Annotated in this window: 15 protein-coding genes and 1 tRNA gene; 7 read left to right on the forward strand and 9 right to left on the reverse strand. The window is 50.7% G+C overall.

The features are described 5' to 3' along the window. Positions 1 to 363 (forward strand): hypothetical protein (locus C8N40_RS22925; RefSeq protein WP_211318067.1); only part of this gene is annotated, 363 nt, incomplete at its 5' end. A gap of 389 nt (positions 364 to 752) precedes the next feature. Here the strand turns inward: C8N40_RS22925 and C8N40_RS08715 are convergent. Genes C8N40_RS08715 through C8N40_RS08730 form a run of 4 tightly spaced genes read right to left on the reverse strand, consistent with a single transcriptional unit; the run spans position 753 to position 5,087 of the window. Then, positions 753 to 2,036, reverse strand: coding sequence for an adenylosuccinate synthase (locus C8N40_RS08715; protein WP_108211413.1), 1,284 nt, complete (start codon positions 2,034 to 2,036; stop codon positions 753 to 755). 8 nt (positions 2,037 to 2,044) lie between these two features. Then, on the reverse strand, positions 2,045 to 2,395 hold the full coding sequence (locus tag C8N40_RS08720; RefSeq protein WP_108211414.1) for an STAS domain-containing protein: 351 nt from the start codon (positions 2,393 to 2,395) through the stop codon (positions 2,045 to 2,047). Further along, complete coding sequence (locus C8N40_RS08725; protein WP_092104610.1) at positions 2,367 to 2,867, reverse strand: Fur family transcriptional regulator; 501 nt, start codon at positions 2,865 to 2,867, stop codon at positions 2,367 to 2,369. The genes C8N40_RS08720 and C8N40_RS08725 overlap by 29 nt, the downstream gene beginning before the upstream one ends. A 27-nt stretch (positions 2,868 to 2,894) precedes the next feature. Beyond that, positions 2,895 to 5,087: a RelA/SpoT family protein gene (locus C8N40_RS08730; RefSeq protein WP_108211415.1), complete on the reverse strand. Its 2,193-nt coding sequence runs from the start codon at positions 5,085 to 5,087 to the stop codon at positions 2,895 to 2,897. A gap of 243 nt (positions 5,088 to 5,330) precedes the next feature. Here C8N40_RS08730 and C8N40_RS08735 point away from each other — a divergent pair. The 4 genes from C8N40_RS08735 to clpX all read left to right on the forward strand — a co-directional run bounded on the left by C8N40_RS08735 (position 5,331) and on the right by clpX (position 9,200). Further along, positions 5,331 to 5,412, forward strand: a tRNA-Leu gene (locus tag C8N40_RS08735). 86 nt (positions 5,413 to 5,498) lie between these two features. Next, the gene (tig, locus tag C8N40_RS08740; protein ID WP_108211416.1) at positions 5,499 to 6,821 is read left to right on the forward strand and encodes a trigger factor; all 1,323 of its coding nucleotides are present in this window, start codon (positions 5,499 to 5,501) and stop codon (positions 6,819 to 6,821) included. A 93-nt stretch (positions 6,822 to 6,914) separates the two neighbouring features. Then, positions 6,915 to 7,610, forward strand: a complete 696-nt coding sequence (locus C8N40_RS08745; protein WP_262502478.1) for a ClpP family protease — start codon at positions 6,915 to 6,917, stop codon at positions 7,608 to 7,610. Positions 7,611 to 7,976: 366 nt separating this feature from the next. Then, positions 7,977 to 9,200 (forward strand): ATP-dependent Clp protease ATP-binding subunit ClpX, encoded by a 1,224-nt coding sequence (clpX, locus tag C8N40_RS08750; protein WP_108211417.1) that lies wholly within the window; start codon positions 7,977 to 7,979, stop codon positions 9,198 to 9,200. Positions 9,201 to 9,486: 286 nt separating this feature from the next. On the opposite strand, the gene lpxB is transcribed toward clpX, so the two are convergent. The 4 genes from lpxB to C8N40_RS08770 all read right to left on the reverse strand — a co-directional run bounded on the left by lpxB (position 9,487) and on the right by C8N40_RS08770 (position 12,994). After that, positions 9,487 to 10,608 carry a lipid-A-disaccharide synthase gene (lpxB, locus tag C8N40_RS08755; RefSeq protein ID WP_108211418.1) on the reverse strand — a complete coding sequence of 374 codons (1,122 nt, stop codon included), beginning with the start codon at positions 10,606 to 10,608 and terminating at the stop codon, positions 9,487 to 9,489. A 68-nt stretch (positions 10,609 to 10,676) separates the two neighbouring features. Further along, positions 10,677 to 11,099: a 6-pyruvoyl trahydropterin synthase family protein gene (locus C8N40_RS08760; RefSeq protein ID WP_108211419.1), complete on the reverse strand. Its 423-nt coding sequence runs from the start codon at positions 11,097 to 11,099 to the stop codon at positions 10,677 to 10,679. Beyond that, positions 11,100 to 12,110 carry a FecCD family ABC transporter permease gene (locus C8N40_RS08765; protein ID WP_245905051.1) on the reverse strand — a complete coding sequence of 337 codons (1,011 nt, stop codon included), beginning with the start codon at positions 12,108 to 12,110 and terminating at the stop codon, positions 11,100 to 11,102. Then, positions 12,107 to 12,994, reverse strand: coding sequence for an ABC transporter substrate-binding protein (locus tag C8N40_RS08770; RefSeq protein WP_108211420.1), 888 nt, complete (start codon positions 12,992 to 12,994; stop codon positions 12,107 to 12,109). The genes C8N40_RS08765 and C8N40_RS08770 overlap by 4 nt, the downstream gene beginning before the upstream one ends. Before the next feature lie 85 nt (positions 12,995 to 13,079). Here C8N40_RS08770 and rfaD point away from each other — a divergent pair, with 85 nt between their 5' ends. Then, positions 13,080 to 14,045 carry an ADP-glyceromanno-heptose 6-epimerase gene (rfaD, locus tag C8N40_RS08775; protein ID WP_108211421.1) on the forward strand — a complete coding sequence of 322 codons (966 nt, stop codon included), beginning with the start codon at positions 13,080 to 13,082 and terminating at the stop codon, positions 14,043 to 14,045. A 133-nt stretch (positions 14,046 to 14,178) separates the two neighbouring features. Then, entirely contained in the window at positions 14,179 to 14,637 is a 459-nt protein-coding gene (locus tag C8N40_RS08780; RefSeq protein ID WP_108211422.1) for a YciI family protein, read from the forward strand. A gap of 86 nt (positions 14,638 to 14,723) precedes the next feature. Here the strand turns inward: C8N40_RS08780 and C8N40_RS08785 are convergent, their stop codons facing one another. Continuing rightward, a complete protein-coding gene (locus C8N40_RS08785) occupies positions 14,724 to 15,158 on the reverse strand; it encodes a GxxExxY protein (protein WP_245905052.1) in 435 nt (144 codons plus the stop codon). Positions 15,159 to 15,271: the final 113 nt, after the last annotated feature.

The following is a 15,271-nucleotide window of genomic DNA, read 5'->3' on the forward strand; positions in this document are numbered from 1 at the left end:
GACAACTTCCCTTGTTTGCCCATCTCACTCGATGGTGTCTTTCTTTATTTCCCTCCGGAGCCGTTCGCTCCGTGGCGGGGTGCAAAGGTCGGAAACTTCTTTTCAATCTCCAAAACTTCGCTCAACTTTTTTTTCTTTTCTTTTTCTCCAGGACAACCTCCCGAAGGCTTCTCGCTGAAGCGGGCTGCAAAGGTAAGCAACTTTTTCCATCCCGCAAGCACTTTCCAAAACTTTTTTTCTGACGCTTCCCGTCAGCGGCCTTCCTTCCGGAAGCGAGGACAAAGGTACGAACTCCTTTTTATCCGCCAAGCCTTTTTTCAAAAGTTTTTTCCTTCCTTCCCGGAGGCCTCCGCCAGGACGTGAACCCTGTGTTAAGAACCTCTCCTTTCAAGCGCTCCCGGTTGAAGCGGCTGCAAAGGTACGCATCCTTTTTTAACCCGCAAGCATCCGTGGAAACTTTTTTTTCAGCGGGCGGACTCTCGTCCTTTCCCCTGCCCCACTCCTGCTGAACGGGGAGGCAAAGGTAAGTAGAGTTTCCCCAGATGCAAGGCCCCCGCCCCTAAAAAAATGTTACCACAGCGGATATCGCTGAAAGCGAGGGGGAAAGTTTTTCCCGGGCTTGCCCTAGCTGCCCCCGGGCGTGGGAAGGAAACACCTCCACAGGCGCCCTTTGCTCCCCTAAGGGGCCACGAAAAAGCCCCGGATTGCTCCGAGGCTTGTGTTTTCTTTTCTTCAAGTACAGCTTTTATACTTTAAGCACTTACGGCTTCTCTTCTTAGTGTGCTTTTTCTGTCTGGACCTACCGATACAATGGTGATAGGCACCTGCAGGTGCTTCTCTAAAAACTGTAAGTAATTATTGAATGCCTCAGGCAACTCATCCACTGACTCTATCTTATTCAGATCAACCTTCCATCCTGGCAGCGTTTCATACACAGGCTGTAGTCCTGCTTCTTCTAAAGAGTGCGGTACTTTATCCGTTATCTCGCCAGATGGCAGCTTATAGTGCGTACATACCTGAATGGTATCGAACTCTGTCAGCACATCGGCTTTCATCATGTTCAATTGCGTTACCCCATTCAGCATGATACTATACTTTAGCGTTGGCAGATCTACCCAGCCCGTGCGGCGAGGACGACCAGTAGTAGAACCAAACTCACGACCAGCCTGGCGGATCTCCTCCCCTACTTCATCCAGAAGCTCTGTTGGGAAAGGGCCGCTGCCTACGCGGGTGCAGTATGCTTTGAATATACCGTATACTTCGCCGATGTGCTTTGGCGCCACGCCCAAACCAGTGCAGGCCCCTGCTACTATCGTGCTGGAAGAAGTCACAAACGGATAGGTACCAAAGTCTACGTCGAGCAATGCGCCCTGGGCGCCCTCGGCAAGTATGCGCTTCCCGTTCTGCAGGGCTTCGTTGATCATATACTCAGAATCCACCAACTGTAAGGAGCGCAGTTGTTCTACAGCCTCGAAGAAAGCCTCTTCCTGCTCACTTATATCCAGCGTCTGCCCGTAGAACTCTACCGTCTTGCGGTGACGCTCCACAAGCCTGTTATAACGATCACGGAAATCGTCAGCCAATATATCGCCTACTCTAAGGCCAACGCGGCCAATTTTGTCCTGGTACGTTGGGCCTATGCCTTTCAGCGTTGATCCGATCTTGCCACTTCCCAGCGCCTCTTCCGAAACGCGGTCAAGCACCTTATGCGACGGAAGTATAAGCGAGGCCTTCTTGGAAACGTAGAGGTTCTTAGTGGCATCTACTCCGCGGTCCTGCAGTTTCTGAAGCTCGGTGCGGAACACCACCGGGTCCAGCACTACGCCGTTGCCAATAATGTTCTTAATCTCTGGATGGAAGATACCCGAAGGGATTTGGTGCAATACATGCTTGGTGCCTTCGAATTCTAATGTGTGGCCTGCGTTCGGGCCTCCCTGGAAACGGGCTACTATATCATAGGTCGGGGCCAGTACGTCTACAATTTTGCCTTTGCCTTCGTCGCCCCACTGCAGACCTATTAAAATGTCAACTGCCATTTAAGTGTTTAGTATGTTGATTCCTTTAAGAATTGTGCTGCGAACTCGTCGTTCTCAGCTATTGTAAATATCGCGTTCAGCTTGGTAACTATAAGGAGTTTGCGGATGTGGTCAGATGGCTTTATCAGCACGAGTTCTCCGCTCCGGTTCCTGAACTTAGTCAGCAGCGACACCAGCACGCCCATCCCACTGCTGTCCATAAAGCGCACGTGAGACAAATCTACAGCACAGAGCAGCACCTTTCCCTCCTGCAAGCCGTCTACAGCATCAATCATCTGCTGCGTGTCCTTGCCCGCTATAAGGTCGCCCTCCAAGCGGATGTACAGAATCTCATCCTTCAGCTCTGTCTGATACTTCATGCTTTTGTTCCTCTGTCGCTTTTTTTGCCCGGCAATCGCCGCACACACCATATAAGTTCAGGGAGTGGTGCAAGATATGAAAATTTAGCAGTTCGCCCACCATACTTTGAATCTGATGAACCCGCGGATCACAGAACTCCACCACCTTGTGGCATTCGGTGCAGATAACGTGGTCGTGCTGGCGGTAGCCATAAGATTTCTCGTACTGCGCCAGGTTACGCCCAAACTGATGCTTGCTTACCAGATCGTTCTCTACCAGCAGGTCCAGGGTGTTGTATACGGTGGCCCGGCTCACGCGGTAGTTCTTGTTCTTCATGCTAATATAAAGCGATTCCACATCAAAGTGGCCGTCGCTGGAATAGATCTCCTCCAGGATGGCATAGCGCTCAGGTGTTTTACGTAAACCTTTGCTCTCCAAGTATGCCGTGAAGATCTTTTTTACTTCCTCGAACTTCTTTTTATCCAATGCCATTTTCTTTTTCTAAAGTATAAAACCTCTCTAGTCGAAGCGCTCCACGGTAAGTATACCGTTTACCTTGCTCATGCGCTGGATTAGTTTGTCGAGATGGTTGGTGTCGTTTACGAATACCATGATGTTTCCCTCAAAGATGCCGTCATTGGAGTCGATGGTGATGGAGCGCATGTTTACCTTAAGGCTCGTCGATATTACTTTCGTCAGGTCGTTCACCAGGCCCACGCGGTCAGTACCCTTAATGCGGATACCCACCAGGAAGGCCAGCTCCTTCTGCTCCGTCCACTTGGTTTTAACAATGCGGTTACCGTAGTTGGACATAAGCTCTATAGCCCGTGTGCAGTTGGTGCGGTGTATCTCGATACCGTCCTCCTCCGTCTGGAAGCCAAACACATCGTCGCCCGGAATGGGATTGCAGCACTTAGACATGCGGTAGTCCCAGTTATCGGTGGTCTCTCCTATCACGAGCATGTCCGAGTTCACCCCTCTAATCTTCTGCACTTCCCTGTCAAAGGATTTCGGATCGAGCATGGAAGCGGCCTTATCCGTGGCAGCCGTAAAGATAACCTCCTTGATGTTCTTGATATCGATATGGCCGGTGGCAATTCTATAGTATAAATCCTGCAGTGCAGCCACATTAAAGAAGGCCTGCAGCTTGTTCATGTTCTGCTGGTTGTCGGCCACACCTATGTGCTGCAGCCTGGCCTCCAGCATGGCCTTGCCCTGCTCCGACTTGTTTTTGCGTTCCTCGCGCAGGGCATCCTTTATGCGGGTGCGGGCCTTGGAGGTAACCACATACTGCAGCCACTCTTCGTTTGGCTTCTGCTTCTGCGAGGTCAGGATCTCTACTTGGTCCCCGTTCTTCAGTTTATAGCTGAGCGGCACCAGTTTCTGGTTTACCTTGGCACCCAGGCAGTGCAGGCCGATCTGCGAGTGGATCTCAAATGCAAAATCCAGGGCCGTGGACTTATCCGGAAGTATAATGAGCTCGCCTTTCGGTGTAAACACAAACACCTCTTCCACGAAAAGGTTTTTGCGGAACTCGTCCATGAACTCCAGCGCGTTGGCCGTGTTGTTCTCCAGCATGTCGCGCACCTTGTTTATCCACTGCTCCAGGGCCGACTCTGCCGAGGCGGCGCCTTCCGCTTTATACTTCCAGTGGGCTGCGTAACCGCGCTCGGCAATTTCGTCCATGCGCCGGGTGCGTATCTGCACCTCCACCCACTGCCCCGACTTACTCATCACGGTGGTGTGCAGCGATTCGTAGCCGTTGGACTTAGGCGTGTTTACCCAGTCGCGCAGTCGGTCGGGGTTCGGCTGGTAAAAGTCTGTTATAATAGAGTATACCTGCCAGCAGGCGGCTTTCTCGTTCTCCAGCGGCACGTCAAGTATAATCCGGACCGCAAACAGGTCGTAGATCTCATCAAAGGTGATGTTCTGCTTCTTTATCTTTTTAAGGATAGAGTAGATGGACTTAGGCCTGCCCTTGATGTTGAACTTAAAGCCATACTTGCGCAGCTCCTCCTCAATGGGATGTATAAAGTCTTTAATGAACTTGTTGCGGGCGCTGCGCGTCTGCCGGATCTTCCGGGAGATGTCTTTATAGGTAGCGGTGTCGGTATACTTCAGGTATAAATCTTCGAGCTCAGATTTAATCGCGTACAGGCCCAGGCGGTGCGCCAGCGGCGCATACAGGTACATGGTCTCGGAGGCTATCTTGAGCTGCTTGTGGCGCGGCATGCTGCCGAGCGTGCGCATGTTATGCAGACGGTCAGCCAGCTTGATAAGTATAACCCGCACATCGTCGCTCAGCGTGAGGAGCATTTTCCGGAAGTTCTCGGCCTGCTGGGAGCTGCCGTAGTCGAACACGCCGGAGATTTTGGTCAGCCCCTCGATAATCTTGGCTACGCTCGGGCCAAACTCGCGCTCAATGTCCGATATCTCCAGGTCGGTGTCCTCCACCACATCGTGCAACAGGGCGGCCACGATGGAGGTGGTTCCCAACCCAATCTCCTCCACGGCTATCTGGGCCACAGCCAGGGGGTGCAGAATATAAGGTTCGCCAGACTTCCGGCGCATGTCCTTGTGCGCCTCCAGGGAGGTATTAAAGGCTTTTTTGATAATCTTGGCATCGTTGTCCTTTAAAAAAGGCTTCGCATGCCGGAGCAACCTTCTGTAATGCCGCAGTATTTCTTTACGTTCTGCTTCTAAATCAATCATGTTTTACAACTATGACACGCATGTAGCCCGCTCTGCCGGCCCATACCTATAAGTATAAATAAGCTGGCTGTGTTATAAGTTTCAAATATAAGTGATTAAAACATGCTGCCAATACAACCTGCCTCCGAAAACTGAGGCCAAAATATGAGCCGGTGCAAAAATATTTAAGAAATTTAGAGCAGTATATTGCATTTAAGAAATCGTTGCTTACCTTTGCAACACTAAAACAAAGAGCACACGCAAGCGGATGTGGCGAAATTGGTAGACGCACTAGACTTAGGATCTAGCGCTGCGAGGCATGGGGGTTCGAGTCCCTCCATCCGCACAAACAAAACACGACGAACCCTCAACATTCCCTGTTGGGGGTTTGTTTTTAGTAGGTTATTCAGAAATCTTAAAAATTTATAAGCCTTGAATATTACATTAAACCAAACCGACAGCACCAATGCGCAACTGAAGGTGGTACTGGAAGAGGCGGACTACGCACCAAAGGTAGACCAGCAGGTAAAAGAATATAGCAAAAAAGCCCAGATCAAAGGTTTCAGACCTGGCAAAGTGCCTGCAGGGCTTGTAAAGAAAATGTACGGCAAGAGCATCCTGGTGGAGCAGATCAACAAGACGCTTCAGGAGGAGATCTCTAAGTACATCCGTGAAAACGACGTGAAACTGCTGGGCGAGCCGCTTCCGGTGGCAGAGCAGCCAGAAATAGACTGGGACAACCAGAAAACATTCGAGTTTACGTATGAGGTAGGCTTGCTGCCAGACTTCAACCTTCCGCTGGACAAAAGCGTAGAGGGCTACAAAGTTGAGCTGGACCAGAAAACAGTAGACGAGGCATACGAGAACCTGAAGCGTCAGTTCGGCAAAACAACTAACCCGGAAACAGTAGAGCAAGGCGACTTTGTGTCTGGCGAGCTGAAGCAGCTGGAAGGTGATTTCCAGTCTAAAACGCTTATCCCGACGAGCCGTATCGTGGATGGCGCAGACAAGTTTGTTGGCGCTAAAGTGGATGACGTTATCCGTTTCGACATCCGCAAGACGTTTGGCGACGACAACGCTGCCCTGGCACACGTAACCGGCCTGAGCAAAGAGGTGGTAGCTGACCTGAACGGTGAGTTTGAGTTTATCGTGGAGAAGATCAACCGCACAGAGCCTGCCGAACTGAACGAAGAACTTTTCGACAAGCTTTTCGGTAAAGACGAAGTAAAAACAGAGGAAGAGTTTGACGCCAAGATCCGTGAGACGATCCTGGAGAACTACGAGCGTGAGGCTGACAACCTGCTGTACCGCAACATCATCGACACCCTTGTTGACAACGTAGAGGCTGAAATCCCGACTGAGTTCTTCAAGCGCTGGATACAGGTAACGAACGACGGCAAGCTGACTGCCGAGCAAATCGAGGAGAACTTCGACAAGTATGTTCGTGAGCTGAAGTGGTCCATGATCAAGAACAAGGTAGTTGAGGAGAACGACCTGAAGGTAACGAACGAGGAAGTTGTTGAGGCTACCAAAGAGAAAATGCTGGCCCAGTTTAACATGCCAGAGGTGCCTGAGGAGCTGATGGAGAGCATGAATAACTATGCCCAGCAGTATCTGCAGCAGGACAACGGCCGTAACTATATTAATGAGTACGAGCAATTGCTGGCCGAGAAGGTGCTCGCAAAACTTAAGGAGAAGATGACTGTTGTAGAGAAGACCATTACATCAGAGGACTTCCGAAATATGTCGCTCTAAACGAGGCGCGCACATATAACTTTTAATAAAAAAGTCCTTCGGAATTAGAAGGACTTTTTTATTTTTGATAAAACCGTAAACCTAAACAAAATGATGTTTAACAAAGACGAGTTCCGCAAATTTGCTGTAAAAGGCCAGGGCATGAGCAGCCTGGGCGTAGACCAATATATTAATCATGTAGAAGGCAGAGCCATGCACACCATCGAAAGCATGACTCGCTCTGTAATTGAGGAACGCCCCACTAACTTCCGTGAAATCGACGTATTCTCGCGCCTGATCATGGACCGTATTATTTTCCTGGGCACGCAGGTGGATGACTTCATTGCCAATATCATCACGGCGCAGCTGCTGTTCCTGGAGTCGGCGGATGCCAAGAAAGATATCCTGCTCTATATCAACAGCCCGGGTGGTTCCGTGTATGCCGGCCTCGGTATTTACGACACCATGCAGTACGTAAGCCCTGATGTGGCTACTATCTGCACCGGTCTGGCTGCTTCGATGGGTGCTGTGTTGCTGGCCGGAGGTGCCAAGAACAAGCGCTCTGCCCTGCCGCATGCCCGCATCATGATTCACCAGCCAATGGGCGGTGCACAGGGCCAGGCATCGGATATTGAGATCACTGCCCGCGAAATCCTGAAGCTGAAGAAAGAGTTGTACGAGATACTGGCAGAGCACTCAGGCAAAACATACCAGGAGATCTATGACAACTCAGACCGCGATTACTGGATGCGCGCCGAGGAAGCCAAAGAGTATGGCCTGATAGACGAGGTATTGATCCGCAAGGCGTAAAAAGCCAAGCGCACAAAGTATAAATAATACAATATAGAGGCCTGCTCAGATATTCTGTGCAGGCCTTTTATTTTGTACCGCACACACACGGTGCTACTTCCTCAGAAGTTGCTTTTTGTAATTATTTTCAGGCGCCGCGAAAAACTTATCCACATACCCCTGTGTATATCATACAAACACAACTTGCTGGCTTAAAGCATATTACAATAAAATAGGAAAATATTTATTTTAAGATAAACACCCTCCTTTTAAATGTATCAGGAGATTTGGATTTAAATTTTTCTGCCTGCATAAGTGTTCAATTTTGTACCTTTGCTTTACGCATTTGTAAAAGCTGCGTAAACTACTCTGGATCAATCGTTTCTTATGGCAGAAATTACTTGCTCATTTTGCGGCAAAAACAAGAAGGACGTTTCGGTGATGATCTCCGGCATCAACGCGCATATCTGCGACCGTTGTATCGGACAGGCACAGCAGATTTTGAATGAGGAGAACAAGATTCGCGCAAGCAGTCGTACTCCGAAATTCAACCTGATGAAGCCGAAAGAAATGAAGGCTTACCTTGACCAATTTGTGGTAGGACAGGACGAGGCGAAGAAGGTGATGTCGGTGGCGGTGTATAACCACTACAAGCGCCTGATGCAGCAACCTGCCGACGACGATGTGGTGATCGAGAAGTCGAACATCATCATGGTGGGCGAAACCGGTACAGGCAAAACTTACCTGGCGCGCATGATGGCCGGTATCCTGCAGGTGCCTTTCTGTATTGCTGACGCTACTGTGCTTACGGAGGCTGGTTATGTGGGCGAAGACGTGGAAAGTATACTTACCCGCCTGCTACAGGCCGCTGACTACAACGTAGAGGCAGCCGAGCGCGGCATCGTGTACATCGACGAAATTGACAAGATTGCCCGTAAGAGCGATAACCCCTCCATCACCCGCGACGTGAGCGGCGAAGGTGTGCAGCAGGCCCTACTGAAACTATTAGAGGGTACCACCGTGAACGTGCCGCCGCAAGGAGGCCGTAAGCACCCGGAGCAGAAAATGATCACCGTGAACACGGAAAACATCCTGTTCATCTGCGGTGGCGCCTTCGTAGGAATCGACCGTTTGATCAAAAACCGTCTGAACACGCGTCCTATTGGCTTCTCGAAGTCTAAGATGGACGAAGTGGCCGAAAGCGAAAGCTTCCTGAAGTACCTGACAGCACAGGATTTGAAAAACTTCGGCCTGATTCCGGAGCTGATCGGTCGTCTGCCCGTACTCACGCACCTGAACCCATTGGACAAGGAAACCCTGCGCCTGATCCTGCTCGAGCCAAAGAACTCTATTGTGAAGCAGTACAAGCGCCTGTTCCAGATGGAAAACATTGAGCTGACGTTTGACGAGCAGGCCCTGGAGTATATCGTAGAGAAGGCTTCGGAGTATAAACTTGGCGCCCGTGGTCTGCGCTCCATCTGCGAGGGCATCATGACAGACGCCATGTTTGAGTTGCCGTCGGAGGAAGGAACCAAGGAACTGGTTATCACCGGCGATTATGCCCGTGAGAAATTTGAGAAATCGAGCCTGAAGCAGCTGAAAGTAGCCTAAGGTAATTAAAGTATAAAAAAGAGGGCTGGTCAAAAATTTGACCAGCCCTCTTTTTTATACTTTATTCTTTGCCCGTGCTTATACTTCCAGGTAATCATCCTCCCAATCTTCTTCCAAAGCCCTGTCAGAGGAGGCGCGGATGAGCAGCACGGATAGCATTAAACCAGTCAGCCCTAAGGCGATTAACAGCGATTTCATAGTTTCGGGGTTTAGGTGTACAGCGATTTCTCCTGCCAGCTTTTAGCAGTTTTTTCTATACGGTTACACGCTGCGGGTAGGTTTAGCTTTATACTTGCTCAGCCTTCAGATAGCCCACCATCAGCTCTGCGGCACGTTCTGCGGTTCTAAAATCGCCAATCTTTTTACGCACCAGCGCGTATCCCTCCTGCTGCTTCTGCATAAAGTGCTTGTCAAACAGCACCCGCTTTAGCTCTGCCACAATCTGCTTGGCGGTAAACTCCTCCTGGATCAGCTCGGTTACCACGGGCTTATCCGCAATCAAATTCACCAGCGAGATGTAAGGCACCTTTATCACCATCTTGCCGATAGTATAGGAAATAGCGCTTGTCTTGTAGCACACCACCTGCGGCACGCCGAACAAGGCTGTCTCCAAGGTGGCCGTGCCCGACGTAACCAGCGCCGCCTTGGCATGCGAGAGCAGGTCGTAAGTCTGATCGTAGACGATCTTGATATTGGGGTCTTTGTTATACTGCTCGTAGTAGTCTTTGGAGAAATTGCTCACACCGGCCACCACAAACTGAAAATCGCGGAAGTTGGGCAACACGCTCAGCATCACGTGCAGCATGTTCTCTATCTCTTGGCGGCGGCTGCCCGGAAGTATGGCAATGATGGGCTTGTTGTTGTAAAGCTTGTTTTTAGTGCGGAAATCAGCGCAGGCTACGTGGTCGGTTACCGAGTCGTTCACGGGGTTGCCCACATAATCCACCTTGTAGTCGAAGCGGCCGTAGAAATCCTCCTCAAAGGGCATGATGACGAACATGCGGTCCACCACTTTCTTGATGCCGTGCACGCGCCCCTGGTTCCAGGCCCAGATTTTGGGGGAGATGTAGTAGAATACCTTTATTCCCTGTTTTTTGGCAAAACGGGCAATGCGCATGTTAAAGCCAGCATAATCCACCAGGATAACCACATCCGGCTGGTAGCGCCGGATATCTTGCTTTGCCTCTTTCAGGAAACCCAGGATCTTACGCAGGCTCCTGAGCACCTCGGCAAATCCCATGAAGGCCATTTCCTGGTAGTGGCGCACCAGCTCCATACCGGCTGCCTGCATCATATCACCACCCCAGCCCCTGATCTGCGCCTCCGGGTCTTGCTTGCGGAGTTGTTTGATCAGGTTAGACGCGTGCAGGTCGCCGGAGCGCTCGCCGGCTATGATATAATACTTCATGGGGTAAAGGGTCTTTTGGAGATCGTAAAATAAGGATAGCTGCGGAAAAGTATAGGCCGCTCACTAAATTATTCTCCAAAGTACTCTACGTAGTTGCGTGGGGTTTCGTAAAGCTTCAGGCTGTGCAGCGTGGCGTTGTTTTTAGAGATTTCCTTCACGCGCGGCTCCAGAATTTTCCAGAACTCCACTACCAGGTTCTCAGTGCTGGCCAGCTTGTCCTCCATAAAGGCCACATCCAGGTTCAGGTTTTTGTGGTCCACCTTCTCGATGATGTGGGTGCGGATAAGGGTGCTGAGCTTCTTCAGGTCGATCACAAAGCCAGTGTCCGGGTCGGGCTTGCCCTTTACCGTCACGATCAGCTCGTAGTTGTGCCCATGCCAGTTGGTGTTGGCGCATGGCCCGAAAACCTCCTTGTTCTTAGCCAACGACCAGTTCGGGTTGAATAACTTGTGAGCTGCGTTAAAGTGCTCTAACCTGCTAACGTAAATCATTTATTCTTTAAAATTGTAATTCTTTTTGAACAGCAAATATACAAAGAAAGGAACACCAAAGAACGAAGTAATAATTCCGATAGGCAGCCCGGCAGGCGGATAAATTATGCGCGAGAGCAAATCGCAGAGCAGCATGAACAAGCCGCCGATAAAAGCGCACAGCAGCAGGTTGCCCCTGCCCGTTGCGCCCAGCAGCCCGCGCGTGACGTGCGGAATTATCAGCCCAACGAACCCAATCGGCCCGGAAGTAGCCACGGCAAAGCCCGTCACCACTGACACTGTGCCCAGTATCACCCAGCGCGTTTGCGCCACTTGGATGCCCAAGGCCTGCGCCCTTTCCTCGCCCAGCAAAAGTATATTCAATTGTTTCTGGTAAAAGGCAAACAGCAGCAAGGCTATACTTAACGCCGCCGCCGGGTAGGGCACCATCTCCCAACTGGCCCGCTCAAAGCTCCCCATCGACCAAAACACCACCGACCGCAGCTTGCCCTCCGAGTCGGAAAGAAAGGTGAACAGCCCCACCATGGCCGTAACCAGCGAGCTAAGGGCAATGCCCGCCAACAGCAGCTGCGCCGGAATGATTTGCCGTTTGCGGTAGCCCAGTATCACCACCACCAGCGTTACTAAGAAGGCACCGGCCAGCGCAAACACTGGCGGCAAGTATAAACCGGCCACCGTCATCGGCACAAATCCAAAGAACACGACCACAGCCCCCAACGAAGCGCCCGAGGCTGTGCCCAGCAAGTAGGGGTCGGCCAGGCCGTTATTCACCATCGCCTGCATCAGGTACCCGCAAAAGGCCAGCGAGGCCCCTACTACCAGAGCGAGCAGCAGCCGCGGCAGGCGCAAATGAAGTATGGCAAAGTGCGTGGTATCGTCGGGGTTGTAGTGGAAGAGGGCGCTAAAGATGGTAGCTGCGTCGGTGTCAAAAGAGCCGACCTGCAGCCCCAGCAGCATGACCACCAAAATCAGCAATAGGGCAAGTATAAAGTATAAACCCCGCCGCATCATGGATATAGGAAGCCCTCCAGCTCCCGCAGCGACTCCACCACCCGCGGGCTGGGCCGCGACATCAGGTTATCGTCTGGTTTATAGAGGCGGTTATGTTGATAGGCTTTGATGCGGCGCAGCTCCGGGTACAGACTGAAGAACCTTTCCTCCAGCTCCTCCTTGGTGCCACCTAGCAGCACATCCGGGTTGAGCTTCAGCACGTACTCCCGCGTGAGCGCCGGGTAAGGCTGTTCAAAAACTTCCTGCACGGCATTCTCCGCACCCAGGATGCGCAGCTTATCAGTGAAGATGGTGTTTTGCCCGTACACATAAATTGGGTCGCTCCAGGTAATGGCCAGCACTCTTTGCGGTTCATCTTTCTGGTGACGCGCCTTTATACTTGCCACCTCCTGCCGCAGCGAGTCCGTCAGCTGCCGCGACTGTTGCTCCCGGCCCATGATGCGGCCAATGTCCTCTATCCCCGTAAAGATGTCTTCTACCGTTCTATACTTTTGATAGTATACCGGCACGCCCAGTTGCTGCAGGCGCTCAGCCACCTCCAGCGGGGTAATGCCCTCCACTGTAAAAATCAGGTCCGGCTTCAGGACCAGCACCTGCTCGTAATCCACGGGGTAGTTGCTCACCAGCGGTTTCCGGTATACCGCTTCCGGGTAATCGTCGGTGGGCGTGCGGGCGATGATGGTGCTGGTGTCAAGCACGGCGTAGAGCATCTCGGTCATCGAGGAGGCAAAGGCGAACACGCGCTCGGGCTTTTTTTGAAGCGTCAGCTCACGGCCCAGGTCATCGGTCAGCACCAGCGCCTCTTGCGGCTGCCTCTCCGGCTGGCTGCACGATAACAGCAGCAGGCAAAGTATAGTATGAAGTATAAATCTGGCTCGTCTCAACGTATAGATGCCTGGCACGGGGCAGGCGGCTCGGTTTATTTTCGTAAATTTAACGCAATTTTAGATACAGGCTTAACAAAGACATATGATAGTAGTAACAGGCGCCGCCGGTTTCATTGCCAGCTGCCTCGTAGGCAGACTGAACCAGGACAACTTCAACGACATCGTGGTGGTGGACAACTTCTCCGTCGCCAAAAAGGAAGATAACCTGAAGGGCAAGAAGATAAAGGAGTACGTAGACCGGGAGGACTTTTTTGAGTGGCTCGACGAGCATTACGAGGACGTGGAGTTCATCTTCCACCTGGGCGCTCGCACCGACACCACCGAGTTTAACAAGGATGTGTTCGACCTGCTGAACCTGAACTACTCCAAGCAGATGTGGAACGCCTGCGCCGAGTACCAGATTCCACTGGTTTATGCCTCGTCGGCGGCTACGTACGGCTCCGGCACGCTGGGCTACGACGATAACGAAGAAATCATCCCGCTCCTGAAGCCGCTGAATCCCTACGGCGAGTCGAAAAACGACTTTGATATCTGGGCGCTGCAGCAAACTGCCAAGCCGTTCTTCTGGGCCGGCCTCAAATTCTTCAACGTATATGGCCCTAACGAATACCACAAAGGCAAGATGGCTTCGGTTATTTTCCACGCTTATCACCAGATAAAAGAGCGCGGCAGTATGAAGCTGTTCCGTTCCCACAATCCCGAGTATGCCGACGGCGAGCAGATGCGCGACTTTGTGTATGTAAAAGATGTAGTAGACGTGTGTATGTTCCTGATGCACCACCGCAAGAACTCCGGCATCTACAACCTCGGATCCGGTAAGGCCCGCACTTTTATGGCGCTTGCCCTGAATACGTTTGAGGCCATGGGCGTAGAGGCCAACATCGAGTTTATGGACACCCCCGAGAACCTGCGCGACAACTACCAGTACTTCACCGAGGCTAACATGCAAAAGCTGCGCTCCATCGGCTACGACAAGCCTTTTTATACCTTGGAGGAAGGCGTGAAAGATTACGTGCAGAACTACCTGATACCGGGGAAGTATTACTAGACCGGTGATTTAAGGGGATTATCCTGATTGCTATGATTTTTAAGGTCAAGTATGGCTTGAAGCTATACTTGACCTTTTGATTTGATGCTGTATCTTGGAGCACTTTATACTTCAATAAACCAGATTTATACTTATGAAGCACCTGTTAGCCCTTCTCATACTTTGCTGCCTTGGCTTTAGTGCCCAGGCACAGTCATCAAACCCCAGCTATAACAAAGCCCTTGCCGACTCTTTGGGCGCTGACGCGTATGGCATGAAGCAGTACGTGCTAGTTATACTTAAAACCGGCACCAACACCACCACCGACAAAGAGAAGCTGAACGCATACTTCCGTGGGCACATGGAAAATATTGGCCGTTTGGCTAAGGAAGGAAAACTGGTGGTAGCCGGCCCGCTGGGCAAAAACGATAAGAACTACCGCGGCATTTTTATACTTGACGCCAAGACGGTGGAAGAAGCACAGAAAATGGTAGAAACGGATCCGGCCGTTAAAGCAAAGGTTTTTGAGGTAGAACTGTACCCCTGGTATGGCTCCGCCGCACTGCCGCTTTACCTGGAGACGCATAGCAAGATTGAGAAGGAGAAACCATAACCAGTGATTAAAGAGGATTTTTCTGATTTACAAGATTCTACCCGAAGCATAGTTAAACGGAGTTGGCTGATTTTTGTGCTCCTGTTTTAACCTATTGTTTCAAATTTATGCTTGGCATTGTACAGCCTGCGAAATTCAAGGCTTTTTGAACCGAAGTTAATTAATAAGCCTATTTCAAGGCCATAGGCCTCAAGGTAATTTATGGCCTGAGCAATATGCAGATCCTCAAGCTTAGCTACAGCTTTGAGCTCAACAGGAATTTTAGTATCTACCAGAAAGTCAACCCTTCTATTACCAACCTTTTCGCCTTTATAAAGAACAGGTATTTCAAACTCACGATGAATCTTTAAATTGCGTAGCAGCATCTCCCTTTCCAGAGCTCTTTGGTAGATTACCTCAGGGAACCCACTTTTCAGGGTAGAATGCACCTCCATGGCAGCACCAATTATCTGAGAGGTTAAATCTGCATACTTGTAGTTATAGGAAGGCATTGTTTTTACAGATTGAGAAGACCTACTCATAGTTAAACCTTTAGCTCTCCGCTTAACTACAAATTCTATTATTAAATTCAGAATCGCATAAAGTATTTTGATAATCTTTTAGAATTACCTTACGTCTAATCATCTTCATCAGA

This window comes from Pontibacter mucosus (assembly GCF_003054055.1).
Lineage (GTDB): Bacteria > Bacteroidota > Bacteroidia > Cytophagales > Hymenobacteraceae > Pontibacter > Pontibacter mucosus.